Source organism: Streptomyces sp. ADI96-02 (assembly GCF_003846185.1).
Taxonomy (GTDB): domain Bacteria; phylum Actinomycetota; class Actinomycetes; order Streptomycetales; family Streptomycetaceae; genus Streptomyces.
In genome coordinates, this window is sequence record NZ_ML123034.1 from 5,651,050 (window position 1) to 5,672,161 (window position 21,112).

The window sequence follows — 21,112 nt, forward strand, 5'->3', positions numbered from 1 at the left end:
GTGCGATTTTCGCATCCGCGCAGGCCACCTTGACGAACGGACGGCCCCTCAGCACGATGACGGGGGCCTCCCGCGCAGTCGAAACGGGATAAAGCGCCCCCCGAGGAATGCGGAGGTTCACTTCGTGACATCGGTGACCGTGACGAAGCGGTCCAGGCCCGGCGGCGCACCCGACGCACGCGGCGGACCGGCCGGCCGGCCCCGGCGGACCGGAGCGGCGGCCGGAGACCGGGCGGCCTGGTTCCTGGTCCTGCCCGCCCTCATCCCGATCCTGCTCCTCAGCGTGGGGCCGCTGCTCTACGGCATCGCGCTCGCCTTCACCGACGCGCAGTCCGGCCGCACCCGCTCCACCCAGTGGATCGGCGTCCTCAACTTCCAGGACCTGCTGCACGACGGCCTGTTCTGGGAGTCGTTCCGGATCGGCCTGCTCTGGGCCGTCGGCGTCACCGTCCCGCAGTTCCTCCTCGCGCTCGGCCTCGCCCTGCTGCTCAACGAGAAGCTGCGGCTGCGCCCGCTGGCCCGAGCGCTGGCGATCATCCCGTGGGCGATGCCCGAGGTCGTCGTCGGCATCATGTGGCGGCTGGTCTACCACCCGGACGCGGGCGTCCTCAACGAGACGATCCGCGATCTCGGACTCGGCGACGGCCGCGACTGGCTGACCGGCCTGGCGACCGCGCTGCCCGCCGTGATCCTGGTCGGCGTCTGGGCGGGCATGCCGCAGACGACCGTGGCCCTGCTCGCCGGACTCCAGAACACCCCGGGCGAACTCCACGAGGCGGCGGCGCTCGACGGTGCGGGCGCCTGGCGCCGCTTCCGCACGGTCACCTGGCCCGCGCTCAAGCCCGTCGCCCTCTCCATCACCGCGCTCAACTTCATCTGGAAATCGAACGATGGGAGCCTGGCAGGGCCCTCACCTGCCGTTCCCTTGATCCACTGACGAGTGATGGGAAACGACTGGGAGATGATCTAGAGATCCTTGCTGGGCAACCGCTCCTGCAACCCTTCCCAGCGCTCCTGCAACGTCTTCATGATGGCACGCTCCATCGGCACCGTCACACTGCTGTATACGCCCTCGACGCCTGGCACCTCGTGCCCCATCCGAGACTCGGTGGCGAACTTGCTGTGCCCATCTTCGTCCAGCCATGCCTTATGTCCATGCCGCATCAAGTACAGGCGCTTGCCGACGAACGATGGGACCGCCGGAATGGCAGGCCGGGCACCCCGCGTTCGGGGTCCGCTGCGCTCCTCGGCACCATCCGCGATGGCCCGCCAGTACCGGTAATCGAAGTTTACGGCGCCTAGCGACCCACCCAGGATTGCAGGGAAAACCCAGTCGCGATCATGAGAGGCAAGGAGTGACTTCAGCATCTCCGCTAGGAACGGCGGCACTACCAGTGTCCGATGACTGTCGTACTTCGGCGAGAAGAACTGAAGCGTGCTGTCAGCGTACTGAACTTGGCGCTCGACTCGAATCGCAGGCATCAGATCCGCACCTGGTCCGTACCGAAGGGCGTCTTCCTCGTACCGTTCGTATTCCTCCGGGTCGGACCGCGGGTCGGTACCAGGCCAGTTCGGATAGCAGTACTCCCTTGTCAGCCCGAACAGTTCGGCCGGCCGCATCCCCGTCATGGCCATCGTCCAGATGAACGTGTTGCCAGCCTCGCCGAAGACGGTCTGCGCGTTCCGAGCCAGCTGTTCGACGGCCTCTGGCGTCATGTCCCGCTTGCGCTCTTTGGCCTTCTTCACGAACTTCCCGCGTCTGCGCGTCCGCTCCACCGGCGACACCTTGATCAGCCGGGGCACGGCGTCGTCGAGGACCATGCCGAAGACCATCATGACGGTCTTTGCCGAACTGGCCTTCATCTTTGAGTGCATGCGCTTTTTGAAGGCCCGGTAGGCGAGGATGTCGATGTCGGCCACGGACGCGTTCTGCTTTTTGAAGTAGGGGCGAATGTGGTTCTCGATCACTGATCGGTATCCGCGCTCCGTCAGGTGCCTGTGGTCCATCGCGCCAAGCCAGTCATCAAGCCAGTCGGACATGAGGGTGGCGCCGTCACGGTTCTTGACATGGGTGCCGTGCCGGATCTCGTACAGCTTGTCCCGACCGTGTTCGTAGGCTGACTCCTCATCGGTGAAGCCGCCTTTGGACTCGTAGCGCTTGCGGCCGTTGTCCAGGTATTCGCCACTCCACCACTTCACCCGGCAGGTGCCGCCGCGCCACTCGACGTGGATGTGTTGATGAGCCTTCGCCATTGGATCCCCTCTGTGCAAGGTGGAACGCGGGTGCCTGGCAGGTACCCCTACCGCCAGGTCTACCCCGCGTGCTCCACGGTGTCAGCCGGCTGCCCCTAGCGGGCAGTTCCGGCATTCACCACATTCTCCTCCGAGGTCCCTCACTGCTGCCCTCATCGCTTCAGATCCTGAGTTCTGGGCGGTGAGTTGGCGGGGGATCACACACACGATCCCGTTGTCGACCAGAAAGCTATGGCCAAGGAACTTCGGCCCGTAGTCGACTATGAGCGGCTCGCTGTACTGCATGGCTCCCCCTTGTTTCCGGTACTGCGGGAGCCTCCAAGGGCGTGCTTCGACTCTGCCATGTTGAGGGCTAGTTGGGACCGTCTGGGGCCAAAGTGGTGGAAGATTTCGCGGTAACAAGTAGGTAAAAGCAAAAGGTTGTACGGCGGATGGGTGGAACTTCAACTAGATCAGTCCGGCGTCCTTCAGGTCCCGCACTGCCCGGTCGCTGAGTTCGCGGATCTCGTCTGCCGTCAGGCCGCTCGCGGTCGCGATGGTGGCGAGCTGAATCACATCGCGGACCGCCCGGTCAATGTCTGCAACCGGCCGCCGTGAGATGTCGGCCCCGGGGGCCTCTTTGGCCTCCCGAATGAGGATGGGTTCGCGGCCTTCGAGGACGCCGATCGCGCTGCCGGGTGCCCAGCCCAGCACGGCGTCGACCTTGGCGATGTTCATGCGCCGGACTTTGCCGCCGCTCTCGATGCGCTTCCAGGTGTCATTCGCTACTCCAGCCAGTTCGGCTGCTCGCTTCACGGCCAGCCCGAGTAGCAGGCGTCGGGCGGTCACGTACTTCGCGAGGCGGGGGTGGTCGTCAGTGGCCATGCGCTCATCTTCGCAGGGCCCGCCAGGGCCAGCCAGGGCCAGAGCCCATTAAGGCCGGTTCTGTGACCTGCAGCAATGCCACCTACCTAACAGTAGCTAACTGGTTGAGTAACTAGAACACACTCCATGGCTAACTAGTACTGGACACGGCCACTAACTACAGCTAACTTAAACCTATGCACCGACCCCCTACCACCTTCCAGGTGAACGCGTCGGCCATCCGTGAACGACGGAAGGCCGCAGGTCTGGAGACCTCCGAGCTGGCAGAACGCGCGGGGATCAGCCGGCGCTACCTCAGTCACTTGGAAAACGGCACCCGCCAGCACATGAAGCCCGGCCCGTATACACGGCTCCGCCTAGCCCTGGGCGTGGCCGAAGACGACCTCTTGACCCCACCGGAGGTCCCACCCCCGAAGGAGATACGCACATGACCGGCAGCAAGTACGAGCTGTACGGCCGACCGGAGAAGCCTGCCGACGTGAACCAGGAGTTCATGACCGTGCAGGAGACGGCATACGTCCTCGGTTGCAGCGTCCCCACCGTGCGCCGCCGGCTGAAGGCCCTCGGCATCAAGGCGGCAGTTGGCCGTCGCATCAAGACAAGCAAGCAGGACCGGCTTGACATCCACAACGCCTCCCGCGAGACGCCGCAGAAGCGTCACCGTCTCGCCGCCGCTGCCTGAGCAGCTGTGAGGCCGCCCCCGTAACGACCAAGTCCGGGGACGACCTCTGAGACCCACCCTCACCGTTCATGACGAAAGGCGGGCCCCGTGTCCGACATCCAATCATCCCCTGAGGCTGCTGCGGCAGACCGCTTCGCCTCCGAGACTTCGAACCACACCATGACGGTCCTGCACGAGGACGGCCTGTACCGGCACCTCGTCTTCGCGGACCCGAAGGGCGGGTTCTACCGCTTCGACCTGATCACCTGGCCGCACAACCTGATGGTGCGCGGCGACGGGTTCAGCTTCGCGTTCTCCGTCTACCCGACGGAGGACATGTTCGACCTGTTCAAGGGGTCGAGCCACAACAGCATCAACCCGGGCTACTGGCAGGAGAAGGTCACTGCTGGTCGGGGCGACGTGAAGTCCTGGTCCGAGGACTTGTTCCGCGCCTGGCTGGCAGGAGAGGCGGCTGCGCACGAGGCCCGCTTCCCGGGGGCGGTTGAGGCGGTCGCAGCACAGATCCTGAACAGCGACGACCACAACCTGGAGTACCAGGGCACGGCGAAGTACGCGGTGGCCTCGTTCAGCTTCGGTGACTTCCGCCTGCGGATTCCGGCGGAGTGGGAGCTGTCATTCCAGGACTTCTCGTGGGAGTTCCTGTTCGCCTGCCACGCGGTCATCTGGGGGATCCGGCAGTACGACGCATCCCGCAAGGCGGCCTCCGCCCCGTCGCAGCGTGAGGCAGGTGCGCTGTGAGCGCCGCAGCCCGCATCGACCGGGAGACCACCGAGCACCTGGCAGCGCTGGCCGCCGCCCCGTACATCCCCGAGCTTCACGCTGACGGCTGCGACGACAAGACCTGCGTTCGCTGCTGGGTGCTGACCCCGTCGAACCTGTACAGCGTCGACACCTGGCTCGACAACGCCGGCGTCTTCGCCAAGCAGTTCTGGGAGTACATCGACGGCGAAAACATCGTCACCGGCCTCCGGATCGGCCACGGCGCGAGCCGGGTCGTCGCGAAGTTCGGCAACACGATCGTCCGCCACTACGGCGGCAAGCACTCGGTCCGCCCCACGCAGGAGCCGACCGGCGAGCTGACGGCCGCCGAGTGGAACGCCAAGCACCCGGTCGGTACGCGGGTGAAGGCGTACCCGGGGGTGCACGGCGAGGACGGGTTCGTGACCTGGACGACGAGCCGAGCGTGGACGGCCCACGGCCACACCCCCGTCGCGCTGGTCGAGAACTACTCCGGCCACATCAAGCTCACGCACCTGGACCCGATCGAGGTGACGTCGTGACCGCCGCCGACCTGTCCCGTGTGGACGTGTCCACCGAGGAGCGGATCCGCCGTATCGACGAGCTGACCGCTCTGAAGCGGGCCCGGTTCGCGGTCGGCATGGCCGCCGAGGAACGCCACCAGTGCGACTCCGACGACAGCCGCTTCGCCCTGCTTCCGTGCCCGCACCCCGAGGCGTGCTCCACCGCAGCCGACTACCCGGGCTTCGACGCCTGGATCACCCAGCAGCAGAACCTCAACACCGCAGCCCGGAGGACCCGATGAACGCCGACCGCACCGAGTACATCGCCGGACTCCGGCAGCTCGCGACCTGGCTGGAGGAGAACCCGTCCGTCCGGGTCAGCAGCGACGAACGGTTCCTCGTTCCTCTGCACACGAACACGGCGGTCGAGGAGTTCGCGGCGGAGCACAGCCTGCCCGTGGTCATGGACGACGAGGGCAACAAGTCGGCTCAGATGCAGTTCGGGCCGATCACGTACTACGCCTACGGCTACGTCGACTTCGCCCAGCACACGGCGGAGATGGACGAGCGCAGGGCCCGCAAGTGGGCCGACGAGCAGGGCATGGAGCTGCGCGAGACGGAGGCGACGGCATGAAGACCTTCAACCTCTCCTGGGGCGACCGTCCGATCCAGCTGGAGAACGAGAACGGCCACACGTTCCTCCGTCTCGGTGCTGAGCTGCGGGTCGACGTGACGGACACCTCCCTGGACCAGCTCAACCGGCTAGCCCAGGTCGCAGCGGACCTGGCGGACGTCAGGCGAGACCGGATCCGGGCCACCCAGGTCGCCGACGAGGTCGCCGCCGAGGACGGGTACCGGTTCGTCGGTGTCCCCTACCAGCGGCAGGCAGCAGCGTGACGCCGCGCACGGAGACCGTGACCGTCTCCCACTACCTGTGCGACACCCCGCCCGTCATCACCGGCGCGGTCGCGGAGTCCCTTGTTCGGTCGCTGCGACTCGTCGACCCCGACTACCAGGACACGGTCGGCGCCGGCTACGTCGAAACGCTCGAAGAGTTCGCCATCCGCATCAGCAGGGGCGGTGCCTGATGCGGACTGCTTGGGACGACCACGAGGCAGCCGGCCGATACCTGTCCGCCGCAGAGGAAGCCCGACTGATCGTGAACCTCGGCCGGTTCAGGGCGAACCAGGCCCGCCGCCACCCGTCCGGCTGCAAGTGCAGCCCCTGCCGCATCCGGATCGTGTCGGAGCGTCGCGCACGAGCCGCCGAAGCGGCCTCCAGGTATCTCGCCACCATCACCCCTGAGGGAATCCGATGAGTCTCCACCTTGGCATACGCCGCCCCCGCAAGCACCGGGCTGCTGACGCCGTCGCCCAGCTGCGGGACGAAAACCGCCGGCTTCTCACCCAGGTCGTGGGTGCCGGTGACGCCATCGCCACCCTGGAGCACCAGTTGGCCGACGTCCGGGCCATGCGGGCTGAGGCCGAGCAGGTTGTCGTGTGCCTCGACGCCGATCTGGGGGAGCGGACCGAGGAGCGCGACCGGGCTCTCGCTGAGGTCGACCGGCTGCAGGCCCTCCTCGCCCCGTTCCTGGCGGCGGAGGCGAACGCCAACGCAATCACCGTCCCGGCCTCCATTCGCGACACCGCGAAGTTCGAGGACCAGGCGACCGCCCCGATCGACGTCCGCCCCCTGTGGGAGGCGATCGGCCCGTTGGTCCGCACCGAGGGCAGCACCAACCCGGCGCACCTGCCCGCCGCCTGAACCCGCCGGGCCGCGCGGATGACACCGGCCCCCGGCCCGGCGCCCAACACCTTGAGGAGCCCCCTCGTGAACGCGTCCACCCACGAACTGCACGTCCCCACCTACGCCCGGCCCGTACTCGTACAGGCCACCGAGCCGCACCCCGGCCTGCACGTCTACCCGACCCCCGACGAGATCGCCGACCCCGGCGACACCTACGTCTGGCGGCTCGGCCACCACTCTGGCCACGTCATCGCGAAGTTCGAGCAGCGGACCCAAGCGGAGGACGCCGCCCGCGCCCTGGGCCGGGTCGCCGACTGGACCCGTCCGGCCGCCGGCATCCGGTCCGACGTCGACCCCGAGGACGTCTTCGACGCGCTGGGCGAGTTCCCCTGCCTGTTCATTACCGACCAAGCCAGCTAGTCCGCCTCATGCGAACGCCCCCGCCGAGGCGAATTCGGCGGGGGCACCCAACCCCATCATCCCAGGAGGACCCCATGACCGAGAAGCCGTACACCAACGAAGACCTCCGCGCCGAAGCCACCCGCCAGCACGCAGCCCTCACCAAGGACCCGGACTTCATGGGCGTCGGCGAGCAGATGGAGGGGCGAGATGTCGTTCCCGACGGCGGGGTCGCATGGAACGACTTCAGCGACGAGACCCACGAAGCGGCGCAGCGCAGCATCCACGGCCTGATCAGCGGTGCAGCCGACGTATCCAAGTGGGCGGTCAACCTCGGCGCGGACGGGCTAGAGCCGGTCGGCCTCATCCTCAACATCAACGACTCCGTCGGCGAGCACCGCGTCCGGCTCCACTTCGCGTTCGCCCCCGACATGGACAAGGCGACCCGCAACAAAGTAATCGACCTCGTCGCTGACGCAATCCGCCGCACCTGACCCACCGACCGGCAGGCGTCTGAGCCCGGCTCCGTCTGCCCGCTGCGGGCCGCCAACCCTCCTGGCGGCCCGCAGCAACCCCGAACCGAACCACCACGAACGGACACCACGTGACCAACCCACGCCTCGCCACCGACACCGACAACGGCCGGTACTACACCGACCCCGCCGGCGGCCCCGCACTCATCTCCGTCACCAACGTCCTCGCCACCGCCGTCGCCAAACACGCCCTCATCCCGTGGGCCGTCAAGCTCACCACCGAACACATCCTCGACAACCTCACCGAGGTCAACGACCGCATCGACGACGACCGGCCCGCCCTCACCCGGGAGATCAAGGCCGTCCACCGCCAGGTCAAGGAAACCGCTGGCGACCTCGGCGACCGCATCCACACCGCGGCCGAACACCACCTCCTCGGCTCGCCCGTCGCGGACGACCCCGAGGTCGCCCCGTACCTGGCCCAACTCGTCCTCTGGCTGGCCATGTGGGGCGTCGACCTCAACGAGCACATCGAAGCCACCGAGATCACCGTGTTCCACCGCCGGCTGGGCTATGCCGGAACCGCTGACCTTCTGATCTGGCTGCCCACAGGGCCGGACCGGTCGATGGAGCTGTGGCTCATCGACTTCAAGACGTCCGCCACCCGCAGCGCAAAGAGCGTCTACCCGGAGAACACTCTCCAGCTCGCCGCCCTTCGGTACGCGGAGACCGTTCTCCTCCCCGACGACACCGACGCCCCCATGCCTGCCATCCAGCGCACCGGCGTCCTCAACCTCAGGGCCAAGTCTCACGCCCTCGTCGAGATGCCCGCCGGCCGGGACGCGCACGCCGCGTTCCGTGGCCTCCTCCAGGGCGCCCGGTGGCTGCACGACGCACCGTCCACCTACCCCGCACTCCTCGCCCCGGGCCAGACCGCCCCGGCTCGTAGGCGCACAACCCGAAAGGCAACCTGACATGGGTAGCCGCATCCGAACCATGCAGAAGCAGGCCCGCGAACTGGGCCGTCTCCGTACCGGCTACAGCGTCCCGAGCGACGACCCGAAGAAGCGCGACCGCCCCGTGAAGTCGAAGACGTGGGTGCTCAGCAGCCACGCCGAGCACTACGTGGCCGCCGCCGCCGAGGCATGGGGCGGGGAGGTGGAGCGCTGGCAGCCGCAGGGCAATGGCGCCCCCCAGTTTCGTGTCATCACCAAGGCCGAGCAGCTCGACGCGATCCTTCCCCCGGGTGACCCGCTGTCGCAGGCCAACGAAATGTGGAACAAGGGCGGCTGCGCCCGCCGCTGCGACGGGATGACGGAACAGATCAGCCGCCACCCCTGCCTCTGCCTCGCCGAGCACGGCCCCGAGTGGCACCTCCTGCGGCAGGAACTGCGCACCAAGGACAAGGTCTGCGCGCCTACCTCCCGCCTCAACGTCGTGCTGCCGGACATGCCGGACGTCGGTGTCTGGCGAGTCGAGACGCACTCGTTCTACGCAGCCAACGAACTCGCGGGCACTGTCGACATGGTGCTGTCCGGCTCCGGCGGCAAGGGCTTGGTCCCGGTCCTCCTCCGCATCGAACCAAGGACGCGCGTTGCTGGGGGGAAGACGAAGCACTTTCCCGTGGTCGTCGTGGAGGTGCGCGGCGTCACTACCCGGCAGGCCCTTACCGGTCCGCTGCCGACCGCGGTTGCTTTGGACCCGACCGGGGCCCGCGCGGTCGCTGCGATCGAGGCGCCACGCCCGGACTACCTGGCGCTGGCCGAGGGCGCGCTCACGGTCGACGACGTGCAGGACGTGTACCGCAACGCCAATGCTGCGGGCCACCTGAACGACGACCTCGTGGCCGCGCTGAAGCGGAAGGCCGAGGAGCTGAAGAACCCGGCCCCGAAGCCCAACCCGAAGCCTGACCCGGAGCCAGACGAGGACGGCGCCTACCCCGCTGAAGTCGTCGAAGAGCCGCCATCCAGCACCTGGCCGGCCGTCGCACAGGCCGGATCCGCCACCTAGATCAAACGACTCGCGGGGCTGTCCGCACCCGTAATGCGGACAGCCCCGCCGAACCCAGGAGAACACAGAACATGACCTGGCACCTCAGCCGCATGGCCGGCTTCGATATCGAATCGACGGGCATCGACGTCGAGACCGCCCGCATCGTTACCGCCTGCATCGTCCAGGTCGGCGGCCAGCAGCCCACCACCACGGCGAACTGGCTGACCGACGTTGACGGCGAAGAGATCCCCGCCGGGGCCGCCGCGGTCCACGGGATCAGCACCGAGAAGGCCCACGCCGAGGGTGTCGATCTGCGACTGGCCGTGGAGGAGATCCTCGGCGCCCTTACCCAGGTGATCCTGTCCGGGATCCCGGTCGTCGCGATGAACGCCCGCTACGACCTGACCCTCCTGGACCGGGAAGCGCAGCGATACGGCTTCCAGCCTCTCACTGAAGCCGTCGTGATCGACCCCTACGTCATCGACAAGCAGGTCGATACCTACCGGCCCGGGAAGCGGACCCTGACCGCCCTGTGCGAGCACTACGACGTCCGTCTCGACGCCGCCCACAGTGCCGACGCCGACGCGGTCGCCGCATGCCGGGTCGCATGGCGGCAGGCAACCCGGTACCCGCAGCTCGCCGCCATGACCCTCGACGAGCTGCACACCGCGCAGGTCGGGTGGGCCGCCGAACAGGTCGCTTCGCTCCAGGAGCACTTCCGCAAGACCCGGCCCGACGCCGTCGTCGAAGGCGCCTGGCCGCTCATCCCCAGGCAGAAGGAGATGACCTCGTGACCACGGCCGAGTCGACGTACCTCGTCTGGTACTGCCAGTCCTGCAAGAAGTCCTGCAAGACCCAGCCCCGCTCCGAGACCGCCTGCAAGTGCACGAACCCGGTCCGCGGCATGCGGCCCACCCGGGTCACGCAGGTCCACCAGCCGAAGCCGCGCCCCCTCCACGCACTCTCCGACGAAGAGGCTCGCCTCCGGAACCTCGCCCGGAAGAAGCAGCGGGTCCGCGTGACCTACGAGGCCGAGGTGTCCGAAGCCTGGCTCTCCACCGGCATGGACGGGGTCAAGCACATCCACTTCGTGGTCACCACCCCCGACGGGCGACGCCACATTGTCAACCCCGAACTGCCCGGCCTTCACGTCGAGGCAGCACCTCCCGACGCTGAAGGGAATGCCTCGTGAACAAGATCGTGAAACCGCGTGAAACATCTGACGCGACGTCGACTGTCGGCGGTGTGCTGAGCATGAAGAGCATGACGACACCGATCCAGCCCGCCCTTGATGGCAGCATCCCCGCCCCCACCCAGTCCGCCGACTACGAGACCTGGCTGGCCGCAGTCTGGCCCGCCTTCATAGCCGCCGCGGCAACCGGCCGCACCTTCACCTGCTACTCGGTGGCCGACGCCGCCAAGCTCCCCAACCCGCCCAGCCCGCAGGCGCACTGGGGACGCCTCATGACCCTCCTCCGCGACGAGGGCTACATCCGCACCGCCGGGTGGGCGTGCTCCGACCGGCCCACCACCCACCACAGCGGGGTCCGCACCTGGAAAGGCACCGCGGCGGCACGACGGGAAGCAGTCGCATGAGTCTCGACACGATCCTCGTCGCCGGCCAGGCCCTCGGCGCAGTCCACGGCGCCGTCGACCAGGCCATCAACGCCGCCCTCTGCTACGGGCCCGGTGCTCTCCTCGCCGCCGCGGCGTACACCGCCTGGCGCACCGGGCAGTGGGCGGTCCGCCGCTACGACCAGTGGCTCCAGCACCAGGCCGACCGACGCGAGTACACCGCCCGCGCGTTCCGGCTCTGCCGCGTCGCCGACAACACCGACGCCGTCACGGCCATCCCCGCCGACGACCTCAACCGCTACCTCGACAACAAGCTCGCCGCCACCCCAGACCTCGCCCCGGAGGAGGGCCGATGACCACCGCAATCCGCAGGGAAGCCCCGCACCACAACACCCTCACCTGCTACACCGAGTACAGCTGCCGGCTCCCCGCCTGCGTCGAACGGAAGCGGCTCTGGCAGGCCGAGTCCCGGAGGAAGCAGCGCGAAGGCGCCTGGCAGCCCTTCGTCGACGCCGCCCCCGTCCGCGCCCACCTACTCAACCTCCGCGAACACGGCATCAGCACCAACCGGGTCGCCGCCGCAACGGGCCTCGACAAGGCCACCCTGCGCGCGTTCGTGCCCCCCACCGGAACCGGCAAGCGGCGGCCCATCCGGTACCAGACCCGCCCTGACGTCGCCGCGAAGATCCTCTCCGTAACCGCTGAGACACTCCGCGCCCACGACATCGACGGCACCGGTACCCGCCGCCGCATCCAGGCACTCGCCGCAGCCGGATGGCCCTTCAGCCGCCTCGACATCCACCTCGGCCTCTCCGCCCAGTACATCGGCGACCTCGTCCGACGCACCGAAAACGACCTCCTGGTCCGCGCCGACACTGCCGACCGAGTCGCCGAAGGGTACGAGAACCTCCGCGGACAGAAGCCATCCCGGCACGGCATCAAGCCCCACATCATCCGGCGCGCCCGCACCCAGGCCGCGGAACGCCGTTGGCCCACCCAGAAGTACTGGGACCAGTTCCCGGGCGCCATCGACGACCCTCACTTCACCCCCGAGTACAAGGTCACCAAGGCCGACATCCTCGCCGAGGAAACCCGGTGGCTCATCCACACCGCCGGCCTCACCCGCAGCGAGGTCGCCGAGCGCCTCGGGAAGGACCGGTCGTACATCGACCGGGTTCTCAGCCAGGCCGACCTCAAGGCTGCGGCGTGATTGCCACGCGGCCCGGTGCCGCCACCCCCGCCCGCTTCTACGCGTCCACCACCGCCACGTTCGATGGTGACCTCGACCTCATCGCGATCGAGCACGCCATGAACGGTGAGACGGTGCAGCTCACCCGCAGCGAACGTATCGAAGCCGCACGCCAACTCGATGCCAGAGGCATTCATGCGGCCGAGATCGCACGTCGGGTCGGAGTCACCAGGAACAGCGTTACCGCCTGGCGGGACAGCGGATGGGCAATCCCTGTCGAAACCGCAGAGCCCGACCCCATCGACATCGGCAACGCCACCCACGGCCGGTCCGGATACAGCAAAGGCTGCCGGTGCCGCACCTGTCGGGACGGGGCGAACGCCGCCAGCAAGGCCGCGAAGGCAAGGAAGAGGGCAGCGGCATGAACCCCACCACCAGCATCGCCCACGACACCTGGCGCGACGACGCCCTCTGCCGCCAGACGGATCCGGAGCTGTTCATGCCTGAGAAGGGCGGCACCACAGCCCCCGCGAAACGCATCTGCCTGGCCTGCCCCGTCCGCCGGGCCTGCCTCGACTACGCGGTCGACAGCCAGCAGCGGTGGGGCATCTGGGGCGGCCTCGGCCAGAAAGAACTCCGCCGGCTCATCAACGCGCGCTCAGCCGCATGACAAGGGCGGGCCACCACACGTGGCCCGCCCACACGCACAACAAAACCCCGCCATGGCGGGGGAGGGAGGAGGGGACGTGACGTCAGTCCGGGAGGTCGCCGAAGAACTCGGCGTAGAGCTCCGGCTGCTGCTTACGGAGGCGCTGGACAGCGGCGTGCTCGCGGTCGGCCCGCTCGTAGAAGTCGGGCGTCACGACGTAGGCCTGACGCGCCCCGCGTTCGGTGAATGCGCCAACCTGCCCGCCGTAGCGGACGTCGCGGATCAGCGTCGTCAGGAGCGCGCGCGCCTCGGTCATGCCGACGGTCGCGACGCCGTCCTCCGCGATCTCGATGCCCTTTCCAGTAGCCATGGCCAGAGTGTAAGCCATCACCAACACTTCCTTCCTGTTCATCCTGGCCAATCTTTAAAGAAGTGTGGCAGAGTGGACCCCAGGAACGCCAGACATTGCCGACGGCGAATCACGAAAACCGCGGCCCGACAGGGCCTGGTTCCGTGCGCCCGGATTCGGCAGATACAGCCCACGGGAGGGCTCTGATGTACCGAAGCGACGGCAACGCACTCACCGTCATGGACTGGTTCTGCGGAGCCGGAGGCAGCAGTCAAGGCGCACACTCCGTCCCCGGCGTCCAGGTCACCCGCGCCGCGAACCACTGGGCGAAGGCCATCGACTCCCACGAAGCGAACTTCCCCGAAGCCAGCCACTACCGCGGCGACATCCGCACCGCCCCCGTCTGGGACTGGCCCGTCACCGACATCTTCTGGGCTTCGCCGGAGTGCACCAACTGGTCCGTGGCGAAGGGGAAGCGCCGCAACTTCGACACCGCCATGCAGGGGAGCCTCCTCGACCTCCTCGCCGACCAGAACGAGGAGGAGCAGGGCGACGCAGAGGAGGAGTCGCGGGCCCTGATGGAGGAGGTGCCGCTGTACCTCCGCGGCGTACAGGAGCGTGGCGGGCTCGTCAAGGCCGGGGTCGTCGAGAACGTCACCGACGTCCGGGCCTGGGACCAGTGGGACCGGTGGATCGGCGAACTCCACAAGATGGGTTACCTCACCCGCATCATCGCCCTGAACTCGATGCACGCGAACCCGCGGTCCGTGCACGCCGCACCCCAGTCCCGCGACCGGCTCTACGTCGGCTACTGGCACAAGTCGCTGGGCCGCACCCCCGACTGGGACAAGTGGCTCCGCCCCCGCGCCTGGTGCTCCGGCTGCGACACCTGGGTGCAGGCCATGCAGGTCTTCAAGACCCCCGGCCGCGACATGGGCCGCTACCGCACCCAGTACGTCTACCGCTGCCCCTCCACCACCTGCCGCAACCAGATGGTCGAACCCGAAGCACTCCCCGCCGCTGCGGCGATCGACTGGTCCATCCCGGGGCAGCGCATCGGCGACCGGGCCAAGCCCCTCGCCGACAAGACGCTCGCCCGGATCCAGGCCGGGCTCAAGAAGTTCTCCCAGCCCGTCCCGATGATGGTCCCGGCCGGCGGGACCTGGAGAGACACGGCCGTCAGCGTCGGCGAACCCATGGGCACCCGCACCACCCGGGAGAACGACGGGCTCATGGTGCCGCCACTCCTCGTTCCCGTCGAAGGCCGAGACGGCAAGGAAGTCCGTTCTGTCAACGACCCGCTGCGCACCATGACCACCCGCAACGAGACCGGGCTCGCCTGGCTCCCGTTCATCGCCGAACTCCGCGGCGGCGGCTCCGTCGCCCGGTCCGTCACCGACGCCCTCGCCACCGTGACCGCCTCCGGAAACCACCACGGGCTCGTCATGCCCGAACTGCCCGCCATGGTCATGCGGAACAACTCGGTGCGCGGTGACGCCGGATACCTGAGCACCCCGGTCACCGAACCCGTGAGGGCGCTCACCACGGCTGGCCACCAGTCGCTCGTCACCTGGAACGACATCCTCGTCCCCTACTACACCAACGGCACCGCCCGCACCGTCCGCGAGCCCATCGGCGCTCTCTCCACCCGCGACCGGTACGCACTCGTCTGCGGCGACGTCGACATCAACGACGTCCGCTTCCGGATGCTCGAACCCCACGAGATCGGGCGGGCCATGAGCTTCGCCGACGACTACATCGTCCTCGGCTCCAAGCGCGACAAGGTCCGCCAGTACGGCAACGCCGTCACCCCCAACGCCGCCGAGATCATCCTCTGCGCCCTCGTCGAAGCCGTCACCGGCGAAGAGCTGGAGCGGTACGCCGAACCCCAGCTGGCAGCCGCCGCGTGACGCCCCGCCCGGACCCCGCCCCCACCTGACCCAACCGCGGGCCCCACACCGCTGACAGCCCGTACCTATCCGTACCGCCAGAAGGAAGTTCCGATGCCCTGGTTCAAGATCGATGACAAGGCGCATTCCCACCCCAAGTTCATGCGGGCAGGAAACGCGGCGCTCGGTCTTTGGCTGCGCTGTGGCTCCTACGCCGCACAGCACCTCACCGAGGGCATCGTGCCGGGAGTCGTAGCCCAGCTGTACGGCACCACCCCCCAGGCCAACAAGCTCGTCAAGGCCGGCCTGTGGCACGAGCACGGCCACTCCTGCGACCGCTGCCCCCAGCCCCAGGAGGGCGACTACGTCGTCCACGACTTCCTTGAGGACGGCCGCAACACCTCCCGGGCCAAGCACGAATCCGAGCGGAAGAAGGCCCGCGACCGGCAGGCCAAGCACCGGGAATCGCGTACTTCCGGAGACGAAAGTTCTGCGAAAACGAATCGATTCGCCGACGAATCGTCCGCGAAAAAAAGCGAAAGTGTCCCAGAAAAATCCCCGTTCTCAGGCTCCACCGCAGGTCAGGGGCACCTGTCACGCCGTGACGAAAACGTCACGGGTATCCATGCCGGTGCCGCTCCTGTTCCTAACCCCAGTACTTCCTACGGAAGTACTGGTGCTGCTGCAGGCGAGGAGCGCTCCGGGCTCCCCGACCAGCTCGCCGAACTCAAGCGCGGCATCGCCGCAGCCGGCCTCACCGGAGTCGCCTGGGACCTCCGCGAATCCGGCTGGGAGTACACCCGGCAAGCGATGGTCCGAGTCGGCGTTCCCGCGATGGTCGCCTTCGCCGCCAACTCGGCCCGACTCAAAGGCCTTCCCGCAGGAGCCTCCGCCTGGGTCCAGGGGTGGCGCTCTCTCGAAGCTGCACCAGATGAACCCGGTGTCAGCTACCTGCCCGCCGTAGTCGGCGGCGGACCTCTCGCCAGCCGTCAGCAGCAGGAGACCAATGACCTCTTCGACCGCGCGATGCTCCGCGCCAAGTCCCGTATGCAGGAGGACCAGTGACCCCCGACGAGACTGTGATTCTTGCCCGCTATGTGCGGGCCCTGTGCCCCCAGCAGAAGTTCGATGAGTACACCCCCGACGCCTGGCACGACGTCCTTGGTGACTGGCCCCTCGCAACAGCCCGAACCGCCGCGGCAGCCGTCGCCAAGCAGCAGCCGTTCGTCAGTCCGGCCGAGATCATCGCCGAGATCCGCAAGCAGCGAGACGCCAAGGCTGACAGCTTCCAGGGGCCCGGCCTTCCCGCCGAAGTCCCGGACGCGGACCCCGACGACATCCCGGCCTACCTTGCCGCCCTCCGCACCCAGAGGACCCGGGCCGCCGATGGCGAGCAGATGAAGCGGCGCCCCGTCGCAGAGCTCATCGCCGGAGTCGCCGGCAGCTTCGGCCGCATCCCGGCCGAGGACGCCGACGAGGAGATCGCCGAAGTGCGGCGGCCGGGACCCCTTGGCGTCGAATGCCCGTCCTGCCAGGCCCCGATGGGGCGGCCATGCCGGGCGAGCGTCCCAGGGAACCGGCCGCCTCGCGAGCTCCGCACCCCGCACGCCGCGAGGTCCCGCGTCGCCCTGGGTGGCCCGGCGGAGCTGGAGTCCCCGCAGCTGATCGAGCAGCGCCGCGCGGCATCCCTGGCCCACCTTGAGCGGCTTGCTGCCAACGAGGCGCCGGGCGAGGAGGCGTCGTGACGGACTTCGACGCCTCCGACATCGCCGCGATGCGGAAGGAGGGCGACCTCAGCGGCTTCCTCCGCGGCCAACTCCGCGCCGGGCGCATCCAAAAGACCACCCCGCCCGCGCCGCCACCGAAACCACCCGGTCACCGCCCCGGCCACTGGCCGGCCGGATCAAGGCCCCCGGACCCGAGGCCCATCCGGCACACCGCGGCCGACTGGCAGCGAGAACTCGACCGCTACCGGACCGGCCAAGGCCACGACAACGACCCCTGCCACTGCGGCAACTGCTAGCCGAAAGGACACCCGATGACCACCACCCGCTACGGGCAGACCGCCCCGATGCCCGACAGCATCCGCCACTTCATGCGCGCCGGCCAGCACCCCGCCCGCGCCCTCCCGTGCCTCCACTGCGGGGTTGCCGCCCACAAGCCGTGCCGGATCCCGTCCCGCGGAGTGCCGCTCGCCCAGGTCCACCAGCAGCGGATCGATGCACGGGCCCAGATGGTCGCCTGCTGCCCTGCGTGCCAGGTCACCCCGACCGTTCCGTGCCACGCCGGTGGGCGGGCCCTCGACGGCGGGGCTGTCCACCCCGCCCGGCACGCCGAGGCCGACCGGAGTGCGGCATGAGTCGGCGGTGCAGCGTTGACGGCTGCACACGGGACGCCCGACCCCAGAGGCGCCTCTGCCACGGCCACCGGGCCCGGGTCAGCCGGTACGGCAACCCGCACTTCACCCAGTGGGGCACCGCCGACGAGATGGACGTCGAGCTCATCGTCACCGAGCAGCGGCCGGCCGAAGGGCTCACCCGCCTCGAACGAGTGCTCGTCGCACGCGGACTGACCGAACGCCAAGTACCGGCTGCGGAGGTGGCCCGGATCGTCGGCGTCGACAAGCGGACCGTCGAACGGTGGCGGTCCCGCGACCGGCAGAAGCGGGCGGCGTGATGCGCACGTTGAACCGCGACGTGAGGGGGACCGGTCGTCGGGCGGAGCGCGGGCGCGAGGGCTCAGCGGCCTCGTCGCGGGCCAGAACGGGGCCTCTCGCGGCCGAACAGGCTCCCGGCGCCCGGGAGTCCCAGCGGGGCGGAGAACGCCAGGGAGACGCCCAGCGGGCCGCGGCGACCGCAGGCGAACAGATTCCCGGGCAAACCGCCCTGGAGCTCACATTCGTGCAAGTAACCCTTTGGAGCTTGTGATGCCGATCCGCCCCGAGAACCGGGCCCGATACCCGAAGGACTGGCCGGACATCTCCGCCAGCATCCGCTTCGGCCGCGCTGACCGCCGCTGCGAGTGCGCCGGGGAGTGCGGGCGCGGCACCCACGCCGGCCGCTGCCCCAACCAGCACGGCGGCCTCGCCTACGGGACCGGCAGCCGCGTGATCCTCACCGTCGCTCACCTCGACCACACCCCGGAGAACTGCGACCCCGCGAACCTCCGGGCCATGTGCCAGGGCTGCCACCTGCACTACGACCGCGACCACCACCGCGAGACCGCAGCAGCCACCCGGCGTGCCGCTGTTGAGGCTGCCGGGCAACTCGCCCTCGACACCCCGTGAACGCAGTACCGGCTGCCCCCGACGCAACCGGGGGCAGCCGGCCCACCAACCGTACCGATCACCTGGAGCCCCTGATGCCCGACACCACACCCACACCCGCCGGGAGCTACTGATGCAGCAGGCCCGCCCAGTCGACTACATCAGTTTCGGTGGTGGTCAGCAGTCCACTGCCCTCCTCGTCCTCGCCGCCACCGGCCGCATCACCGCGAAGACATTCCTCTTCGCCAACGTCGGCGACGACAGCGAGCAGCCCGAAACCCTCCGGTACATCGAGGAGCACGCCCGCCCCTACGCCGAACGGCACGGGCTGGAGCTCGTCGAGCTACACCGCGTCGGCCGCTCCGGCCCACGCCGCGGTGAGACCCGCACCCTGCTGGCCGACCTCGAACGTCCCGACTCCAAGTCGATCCCCATCCCGGTCCACATGAATGGCGGCGGACCCGGCACCCGCCAGTGCACCGACCGCCACAAGATCAAGGTCATCGCGGGCGAGCTCGCCCGCCGCGGCGCCACCGCCGAGAACCCGGCCATCGTCGGGATCGGGATCAGCCTCGACGAGATCCACCGGGCGAACAACCGCACCCGCATCCCTCACGAGCAGGTCGTCTACCCGCTGCTCGACCTCGGCCTGCGCCGCACGGACTGCCAGCGCATCATCCGCACCGCCGGACTCCCCGTTCCGCCGAAGTCAGCCTGCTGGTTCTGCCCCATGAAGCGCCCCTCCGAGTGGCACGAACTCCGGCGCACCCAGCCCGACCTGTTCGACCACGCGTGCCGCCTGGAGGACCAGCTCGTCGATCGGCGGACCCGCCTCGGCAAGGACCCCGCCTATCTCACCGCACTCGGCCGGCCACTGCGGCAGGCGATCCCAGACGGGGTCGACCTCCTGCCCCTCGACAACGACGGGGACGGGGCCTGTGACTCCGGCTACTGCATGACGTGAGCGCCAACCAGCAGACGCCCGCCCCGGCTGTTACCCGGGGCGGGCGCCCCACCACCGTACCGACCACCGAGGAGCCTCTGATGCCTGACACCACCCCTGACCGCCCCGCCGACCAGCTGCGCGCCGCCGCCGTCCGCGCCCGGGAGACCGGCGACCCGCTGCACACCGCCCTGGCCCCGCTGCTGGAGGCTGTGGCGGTGGACGCCATCAGCTGCCGGTGCGTCCCGGAGTGCCCGACGGGGGCCGCCCTGGCGGTGGCCCGGCAGCTCCTCGGCACCACGACGTGCGGCCCGGTGCCGGACTCCTGCGGTGACGAGCCGTGCGCGAACCACGAGCGGGAGCAGGCCCACGCCGAGGGCGAGCACGCGTTCTGCAGGGCCGAGTGTGCTACCGATCTGGCCGACGACTACGCCTCCTGCCCCGGCTATGAAGCGTCGCCGAACCTGTGCCGCTGCCCCTGCTACGGGTGCAAGCACCACTGCTCGACCCACCAGCCGCCCGCCGCCCCGCCCGCGCCTGCCGACCGGGCCGCCGTGCTCACCGAGGCCGAGCGGACGATGCTCACCTACGCGCTCGACGAGGCGCAGGAGCACATCTGGTCGCGTGACGGGTTCACCGACGAGGACCAGGCCGCCGTGACCTCGCTCCGCCGTCTGGCCGGTGAGGCTGCCGCCGGGGCACACCACCCCACCACGACCCGCTCGTACCGGCTGGAGCACCGCCACCCCGAAGAGTCCACCTGGCGACCGAACACCCCCGGCATCGGCGCGAACTGGTCCTGGCGGTCCCGTGAGAAGGCCGACCAGCGCCTGGCCGAAGCCCAAGACCGGTGGCCCGACTTCGAGCACCGGCTGATCGAGACGACGACCACCGTCACCGAGGCCCCCGCTGTCCCTGCCGCGCCCGAGGAGACCACCTGGGTGGGTGCGACGGAACTCGCCTCCGACCGGGCCGCCACCCGGGACCGCATCCGCCGGGCGATCTGTGAGGCGTCCGGGTTCACCTGGCTCCCCGACGACCTCGTCATCGAACTGTGCGAGGCCACCAACACCGGACGTCCCACCGGCTGGCCCGAACTGGCCGACCGCGACGGCGACATCTGGGCCATCACCAGCGAGACCCACGACGGCGACACGGTCCTGATGCCTTGCTCCGGAGACATGGGCCCCATGCTCCGCCGCGACGTCGAAGCCCACTTCGGGCCGCTCACCACCGAGGGGGCCCGGTGACCGCCCAGCCCGAGCGTGTCCCGCTCGATCACCTCACCAGCGACCACCTCGACGCCCTGCACGCGCGGCTTGACCTCCTCGAAGCGGGCCGCGACGAGCGGGTCGTGCTGCTGGAGGAGGCCCGCGACGCCCTGGAGTCCGCCGGAGCACCAGGTGCGCACGGCGACGACTGGCCCCGACTCGTCCCCGCCATCGAACAGCTGGCCGCCGACCGTGACCGGCTCGCCACCGAGGTCGCCCGGCTCACCACCGACCAGCAGCCCCCCACGCAGCACACCACCTGACCCGACCAACGAGGAGAACCCGATGCGACGCGAACCCACCATCCACAACCCGGCCCTCACCGTCACCTG

34 protein-coding genes are annotated in these 21,112 nt (G+C 69.1%); 31 read left to right on the top strand and 3 right to left on the bottom strand.

What is annotated here, in order from left to right:
- Positions 1-124 precede the first annotated feature (124 nt).
- Positions 125-937, top strand: a complete 813-nt coding sequence (locus EES43_RS24555) for a carbohydrate ABC transporter permease (protein ID WP_241192525.1) — start codon at positions 125-127, stop codon at positions 935-937.
- Between the two features lie 29 nt (positions 938-966).
- On the opposite strand, the gene EES43_RS24560 is transcribed toward EES43_RS24555, so the two are convergent.
- Positions 967-2,253, bottom strand: coding sequence for a site-specific integrase (locus EES43_RS24560; protein ID WP_124270734.1), 1,287 nt, complete (start codon positions 2,251-2,253; stop codon positions 967-969).
- Positions 2,254-2,700: 447 nt separating this feature from the next.
- Complete coding sequence (locus EES43_RS24565) at positions 2,701-3,117, bottom strand: hypothetical protein (protein ID WP_124270735.1); 417 nt, start codon at positions 3,115-3,117, stop codon at positions 2,701-2,703.
- Between the two features lie 176 nt (positions 3,118-3,293).
- Between EES43_RS24565 and EES43_RS24570 the strand changes: the two genes are divergently transcribed.
- From EES43_RS24570 to EES43_RS31060, 20 genes are all read left to right on the top strand, one after another.
- Positions 3,294-3,548 (top strand): helix-turn-helix domain-containing protein, encoded by a 255-nt coding sequence (locus EES43_RS24570; RefSeq protein ID WP_124270736.1) that lies wholly within the window; start codon positions 3,294-3,296, stop codon positions 3,546-3,548.
- A complete protein-coding gene (locus EES43_RS24575) occupies positions 3,545-3,799 on the top strand; it encodes a MerR family transcriptional regulator (protein WP_124270737.1) in 255 nt (84 codons plus the stop codon). Before EES43_RS24570 ends, EES43_RS24575 begins: the two co-directional genes overlap by 4 nt.
- Positions 3,800-3,958: 159 nt before the next feature.
- A complete protein-coding gene (locus tag EES43_RS24580; protein ID WP_124270738.1) occupies positions 3,959-4,537 on the top strand; it encodes a hypothetical protein in 579 nt (192 codons plus the stop codon).
- Complete coding sequence (locus EES43_RS24585) at positions 4,534-5,079, top strand: hypothetical protein (protein ID WP_124270739.1); 546 nt, start codon at positions 4,534-4,536, stop codon at positions 5,077-5,079. Before EES43_RS24580 ends, EES43_RS24585 begins: the two co-directional genes overlap by 4 nt.
- Positions 5,076-5,342: a hypothetical protein gene (locus tag EES43_RS24590; protein ID WP_124270740.1), complete on the top strand. Its 267-nt coding sequence runs from the start codon at positions 5,076-5,078 to the stop codon at positions 5,340-5,342. Before EES43_RS24585 ends, EES43_RS24590 begins: the two co-directional genes overlap by 4 nt.
- Positions 5,339-5,674, top strand: coding sequence for a hypothetical protein (locus EES43_RS24595; RefSeq protein WP_124270741.1), 336 nt, complete (start codon positions 5,339-5,341; stop codon positions 5,672-5,674). The genes EES43_RS24590 and EES43_RS24595 overlap by 4 nt, the downstream gene beginning before the upstream one ends.
- Positions 5,671-5,937 (top strand): hypothetical protein, encoded by a 267-nt coding sequence (locus EES43_RS24600; protein WP_124270742.1) that lies wholly within the window; start codon positions 5,671-5,673, stop codon positions 5,935-5,937. The genes EES43_RS24595 and EES43_RS24600 overlap by 4 nt, the downstream gene beginning before the upstream one ends.
- Positions 5,934-6,128 (top strand): hypothetical protein, encoded by a 195-nt coding sequence (locus EES43_RS24605; RefSeq protein WP_124270743.1) that lies wholly within the window; start codon positions 5,934-5,936, stop codon positions 6,126-6,128. Before EES43_RS24600 ends, EES43_RS24605 begins: the two co-directional genes overlap by 4 nt.
- Before the next feature lie 226 nt (positions 6,129-6,354).
- On the top strand, positions 6,355-6,804 hold the full coding sequence (locus tag EES43_RS24610) for a hypothetical protein (RefSeq protein ID WP_124270744.1): 450 nt from the start codon (positions 6,355-6,357) through the stop codon (positions 6,802-6,804).
- A 66-nt stretch (positions 6,805-6,870) separates the two neighbouring features.
- On the top strand, positions 6,871-7,206 hold the full coding sequence (locus EES43_RS24615; protein WP_124270745.1) for a hypothetical protein: 336 nt from the start codon (positions 6,871-6,873) through the stop codon (positions 7,204-7,206).
- Positions 7,207-7,280: 74 nt separating this feature from the next.
- Positions 7,281-7,679 carry a hypothetical protein gene (locus EES43_RS24620; protein WP_124270746.1) on the top strand — a complete coding sequence of 133 codons (399 nt, stop codon included), beginning with the start codon at positions 7,281-7,283 and terminating at the stop codon, positions 7,677-7,679.
- Between the two features lie 110 nt (positions 7,680-7,789).
- Positions 7,790-8,632, top strand: coding sequence for a hypothetical protein (locus tag EES43_RS24625; protein WP_124270747.1), 843 nt, complete (start codon positions 7,790-7,792; stop codon positions 8,630-8,632).
- 1 nt (position 8,633) lies between these two features.
- Positions 8,634-9,668 carry a recombination directionality factor gene (locus EES43_RS24630; protein ID WP_241192526.1) on the top strand — a complete coding sequence of 345 codons (1,035 nt, stop codon included), beginning with the start codon at positions 8,634-8,636 and terminating at the stop codon, positions 9,666-9,668.
- 71 nt (positions 9,669-9,739) lie between these two features.
- On the top strand, positions 9,740-10,444 hold the full coding sequence (locus EES43_RS24635) for an exonuclease domain-containing protein (protein ID WP_124270749.1): 705 nt from the start codon (positions 9,740-9,742) through the stop codon (positions 10,442-10,444).
- Positions 10,441-10,842 carry a hypothetical protein gene (locus EES43_RS24640; protein WP_124270750.1) on the top strand — a complete coding sequence of 134 codons (402 nt, stop codon included), beginning with the start codon at positions 10,441-10,443 and terminating at the stop codon, positions 10,840-10,842. The genes EES43_RS24635 and EES43_RS24640 overlap by 4 nt, the downstream gene beginning before the upstream one ends.
- 71 nt (positions 10,843-10,913) lie before the next feature.
- Entirely contained in the window at positions 10,914-11,246 is a 333-nt protein-coding gene (locus tag EES43_RS24645) for a hypothetical protein (RefSeq protein ID WP_124270751.1), read from the top strand.
- Positions 11,243-11,581 carry a hypothetical protein gene (locus tag EES43_RS24650; RefSeq protein WP_124270752.1) on the top strand — a complete coding sequence of 113 codons (339 nt, stop codon included), beginning with the start codon at positions 11,243-11,245 and terminating at the stop codon, positions 11,579-11,581. The genes EES43_RS24645 and EES43_RS24650 overlap by 4 nt, the downstream gene beginning before the upstream one ends.
- Positions 11,578-12,435, top strand: a complete 858-nt coding sequence (locus EES43_RS24655; protein ID WP_124270753.1) for a hypothetical protein — start codon at positions 11,578-11,580, stop codon at positions 12,433-12,435. The genes EES43_RS24650 and EES43_RS24655 overlap by 4 nt, the downstream gene beginning before the upstream one ends.
- Positions 12,432-12,839 (top strand): helix-turn-helix domain-containing protein, encoded by a 408-nt coding sequence (locus EES43_RS31055; protein ID WP_206430117.1) that lies wholly within the window; start codon positions 12,432-12,434, stop codon positions 12,837-12,839. Before EES43_RS24655 ends, EES43_RS31055 begins: the two co-directional genes overlap by 4 nt.
- Positions 12,836-13,084: a WhiB family transcriptional regulator gene (locus tag EES43_RS31060; RefSeq protein WP_206430118.1), complete on the top strand. Its 249-nt coding sequence runs from the start codon at positions 12,836-12,838 to the stop codon at positions 13,082-13,084. Before EES43_RS31055 ends, EES43_RS31060 begins: the two co-directional genes overlap by 4 nt.
- A gap of 82 nt (positions 13,085-13,166) precedes the next feature.
- On the opposite strand, the gene EES43_RS24665 is transcribed toward EES43_RS31060, so the two are convergent.
- On the bottom strand, positions 13,167-13,433 hold the full coding sequence (locus tag EES43_RS24665) for a type II toxin-antitoxin system Phd/YefM family antitoxin (protein ID WP_124270755.1): 267 nt from the start codon (positions 13,431-13,433) through the stop codon (positions 13,167-13,169).
- Positions 13,434-13,618: 185 nt separating this feature from the next.
- Between EES43_RS24665 and EES43_RS24670 the strand changes: the two genes are divergently transcribed.
- From EES43_RS24670 to EES43_RS24715, 10 genes are all read left to right on the top strand, one after another.
- Complete coding sequence (locus EES43_RS24670) at positions 13,619-15,322, top strand: DNA cytosine methyltransferase (protein WP_124270756.1); 1,704 nt, start codon at positions 13,619-13,621, stop codon at positions 15,320-15,322.
- 93 nt (positions 15,323-15,415) lie between these two features.
- Positions 15,416-16,366 carry a mucin-2 gene (locus EES43_RS24675; RefSeq protein WP_124270757.1) on the top strand — a complete coding sequence of 317 codons (951 nt, stop codon included), beginning with the start codon at positions 15,416-15,418 and terminating at the stop codon, positions 16,364-16,366.
- Positions 16,363-17,046, top strand: a complete 684-nt coding sequence (locus tag EES43_RS24680; protein ID WP_124270758.1) for a zinc finger domain-containing protein — start codon at positions 16,363-16,365, stop codon at positions 17,044-17,046. Before EES43_RS24675 ends, EES43_RS24680 begins: the two co-directional genes overlap by 4 nt.
- Positions 17,043-17,324: a hypothetical protein gene (locus tag EES43_RS24685; protein WP_124270759.1), complete on the top strand. Its 282-nt coding sequence runs from the start codon at positions 17,043-17,045 to the stop codon at positions 17,322-17,324. Before EES43_RS24680 ends, EES43_RS24685 begins: the two co-directional genes overlap by 4 nt.
- Positions 17,325-17,339: 15 nt before the next feature.
- The gene (locus EES43_RS24690) at positions 17,340-17,660 is read left to right on the top strand and encodes a zinc finger domain-containing protein (RefSeq protein ID WP_124270760.1); all 321 of its coding nucleotides are present in this window, start codon (positions 17,340-17,342) and stop codon (positions 17,658-17,660) included.
- A complete protein-coding gene (locus EES43_RS24695) occupies positions 17,657-17,977 on the top strand; it encodes a hypothetical protein (protein WP_124270761.1) in 321 nt (106 codons plus the stop codon). The genes EES43_RS24690 and EES43_RS24695 overlap by 4 nt, the downstream gene beginning before the upstream one ends.
- A gap of 250 nt (positions 17,978-18,227) precedes the next feature.
- Complete coding sequence (locus EES43_RS24700; protein ID WP_124270762.1) at positions 18,228-18,587, top strand: hypothetical protein; 360 nt, start codon at positions 18,228-18,230, stop codon at positions 18,585-18,587.
- Positions 18,588-18,699: 112 nt separating this feature from the next.
- Positions 18,700-19,530: a phosphoadenosine phosphosulfate reductase gene (locus tag EES43_RS24705; RefSeq protein WP_124270763.1), complete on the top strand. Its 831-nt coding sequence runs from the start codon at positions 18,700-18,702 to the stop codon at positions 19,528-19,530.
- An 80-nt stretch (positions 19,531-19,610) separates the two neighbouring features.
- Positions 19,611-20,759: a hypothetical protein gene (locus EES43_RS24710; RefSeq protein WP_124270764.1), complete on the top strand. Its 1,149-nt coding sequence runs from the start codon at positions 19,611-19,613 to the stop codon at positions 20,757-20,759.
- On the top strand, positions 20,756-21,043 hold the full coding sequence (locus EES43_RS24715; protein WP_124270765.1) for a hypothetical protein: 288 nt from the start codon (positions 20,756-20,758) through the stop codon (positions 21,041-21,043). Before EES43_RS24710 ends, EES43_RS24715 begins: the two co-directional genes overlap by 4 nt.
- Positions 21,044-21,112 lie beyond the last annotated feature (69 nt).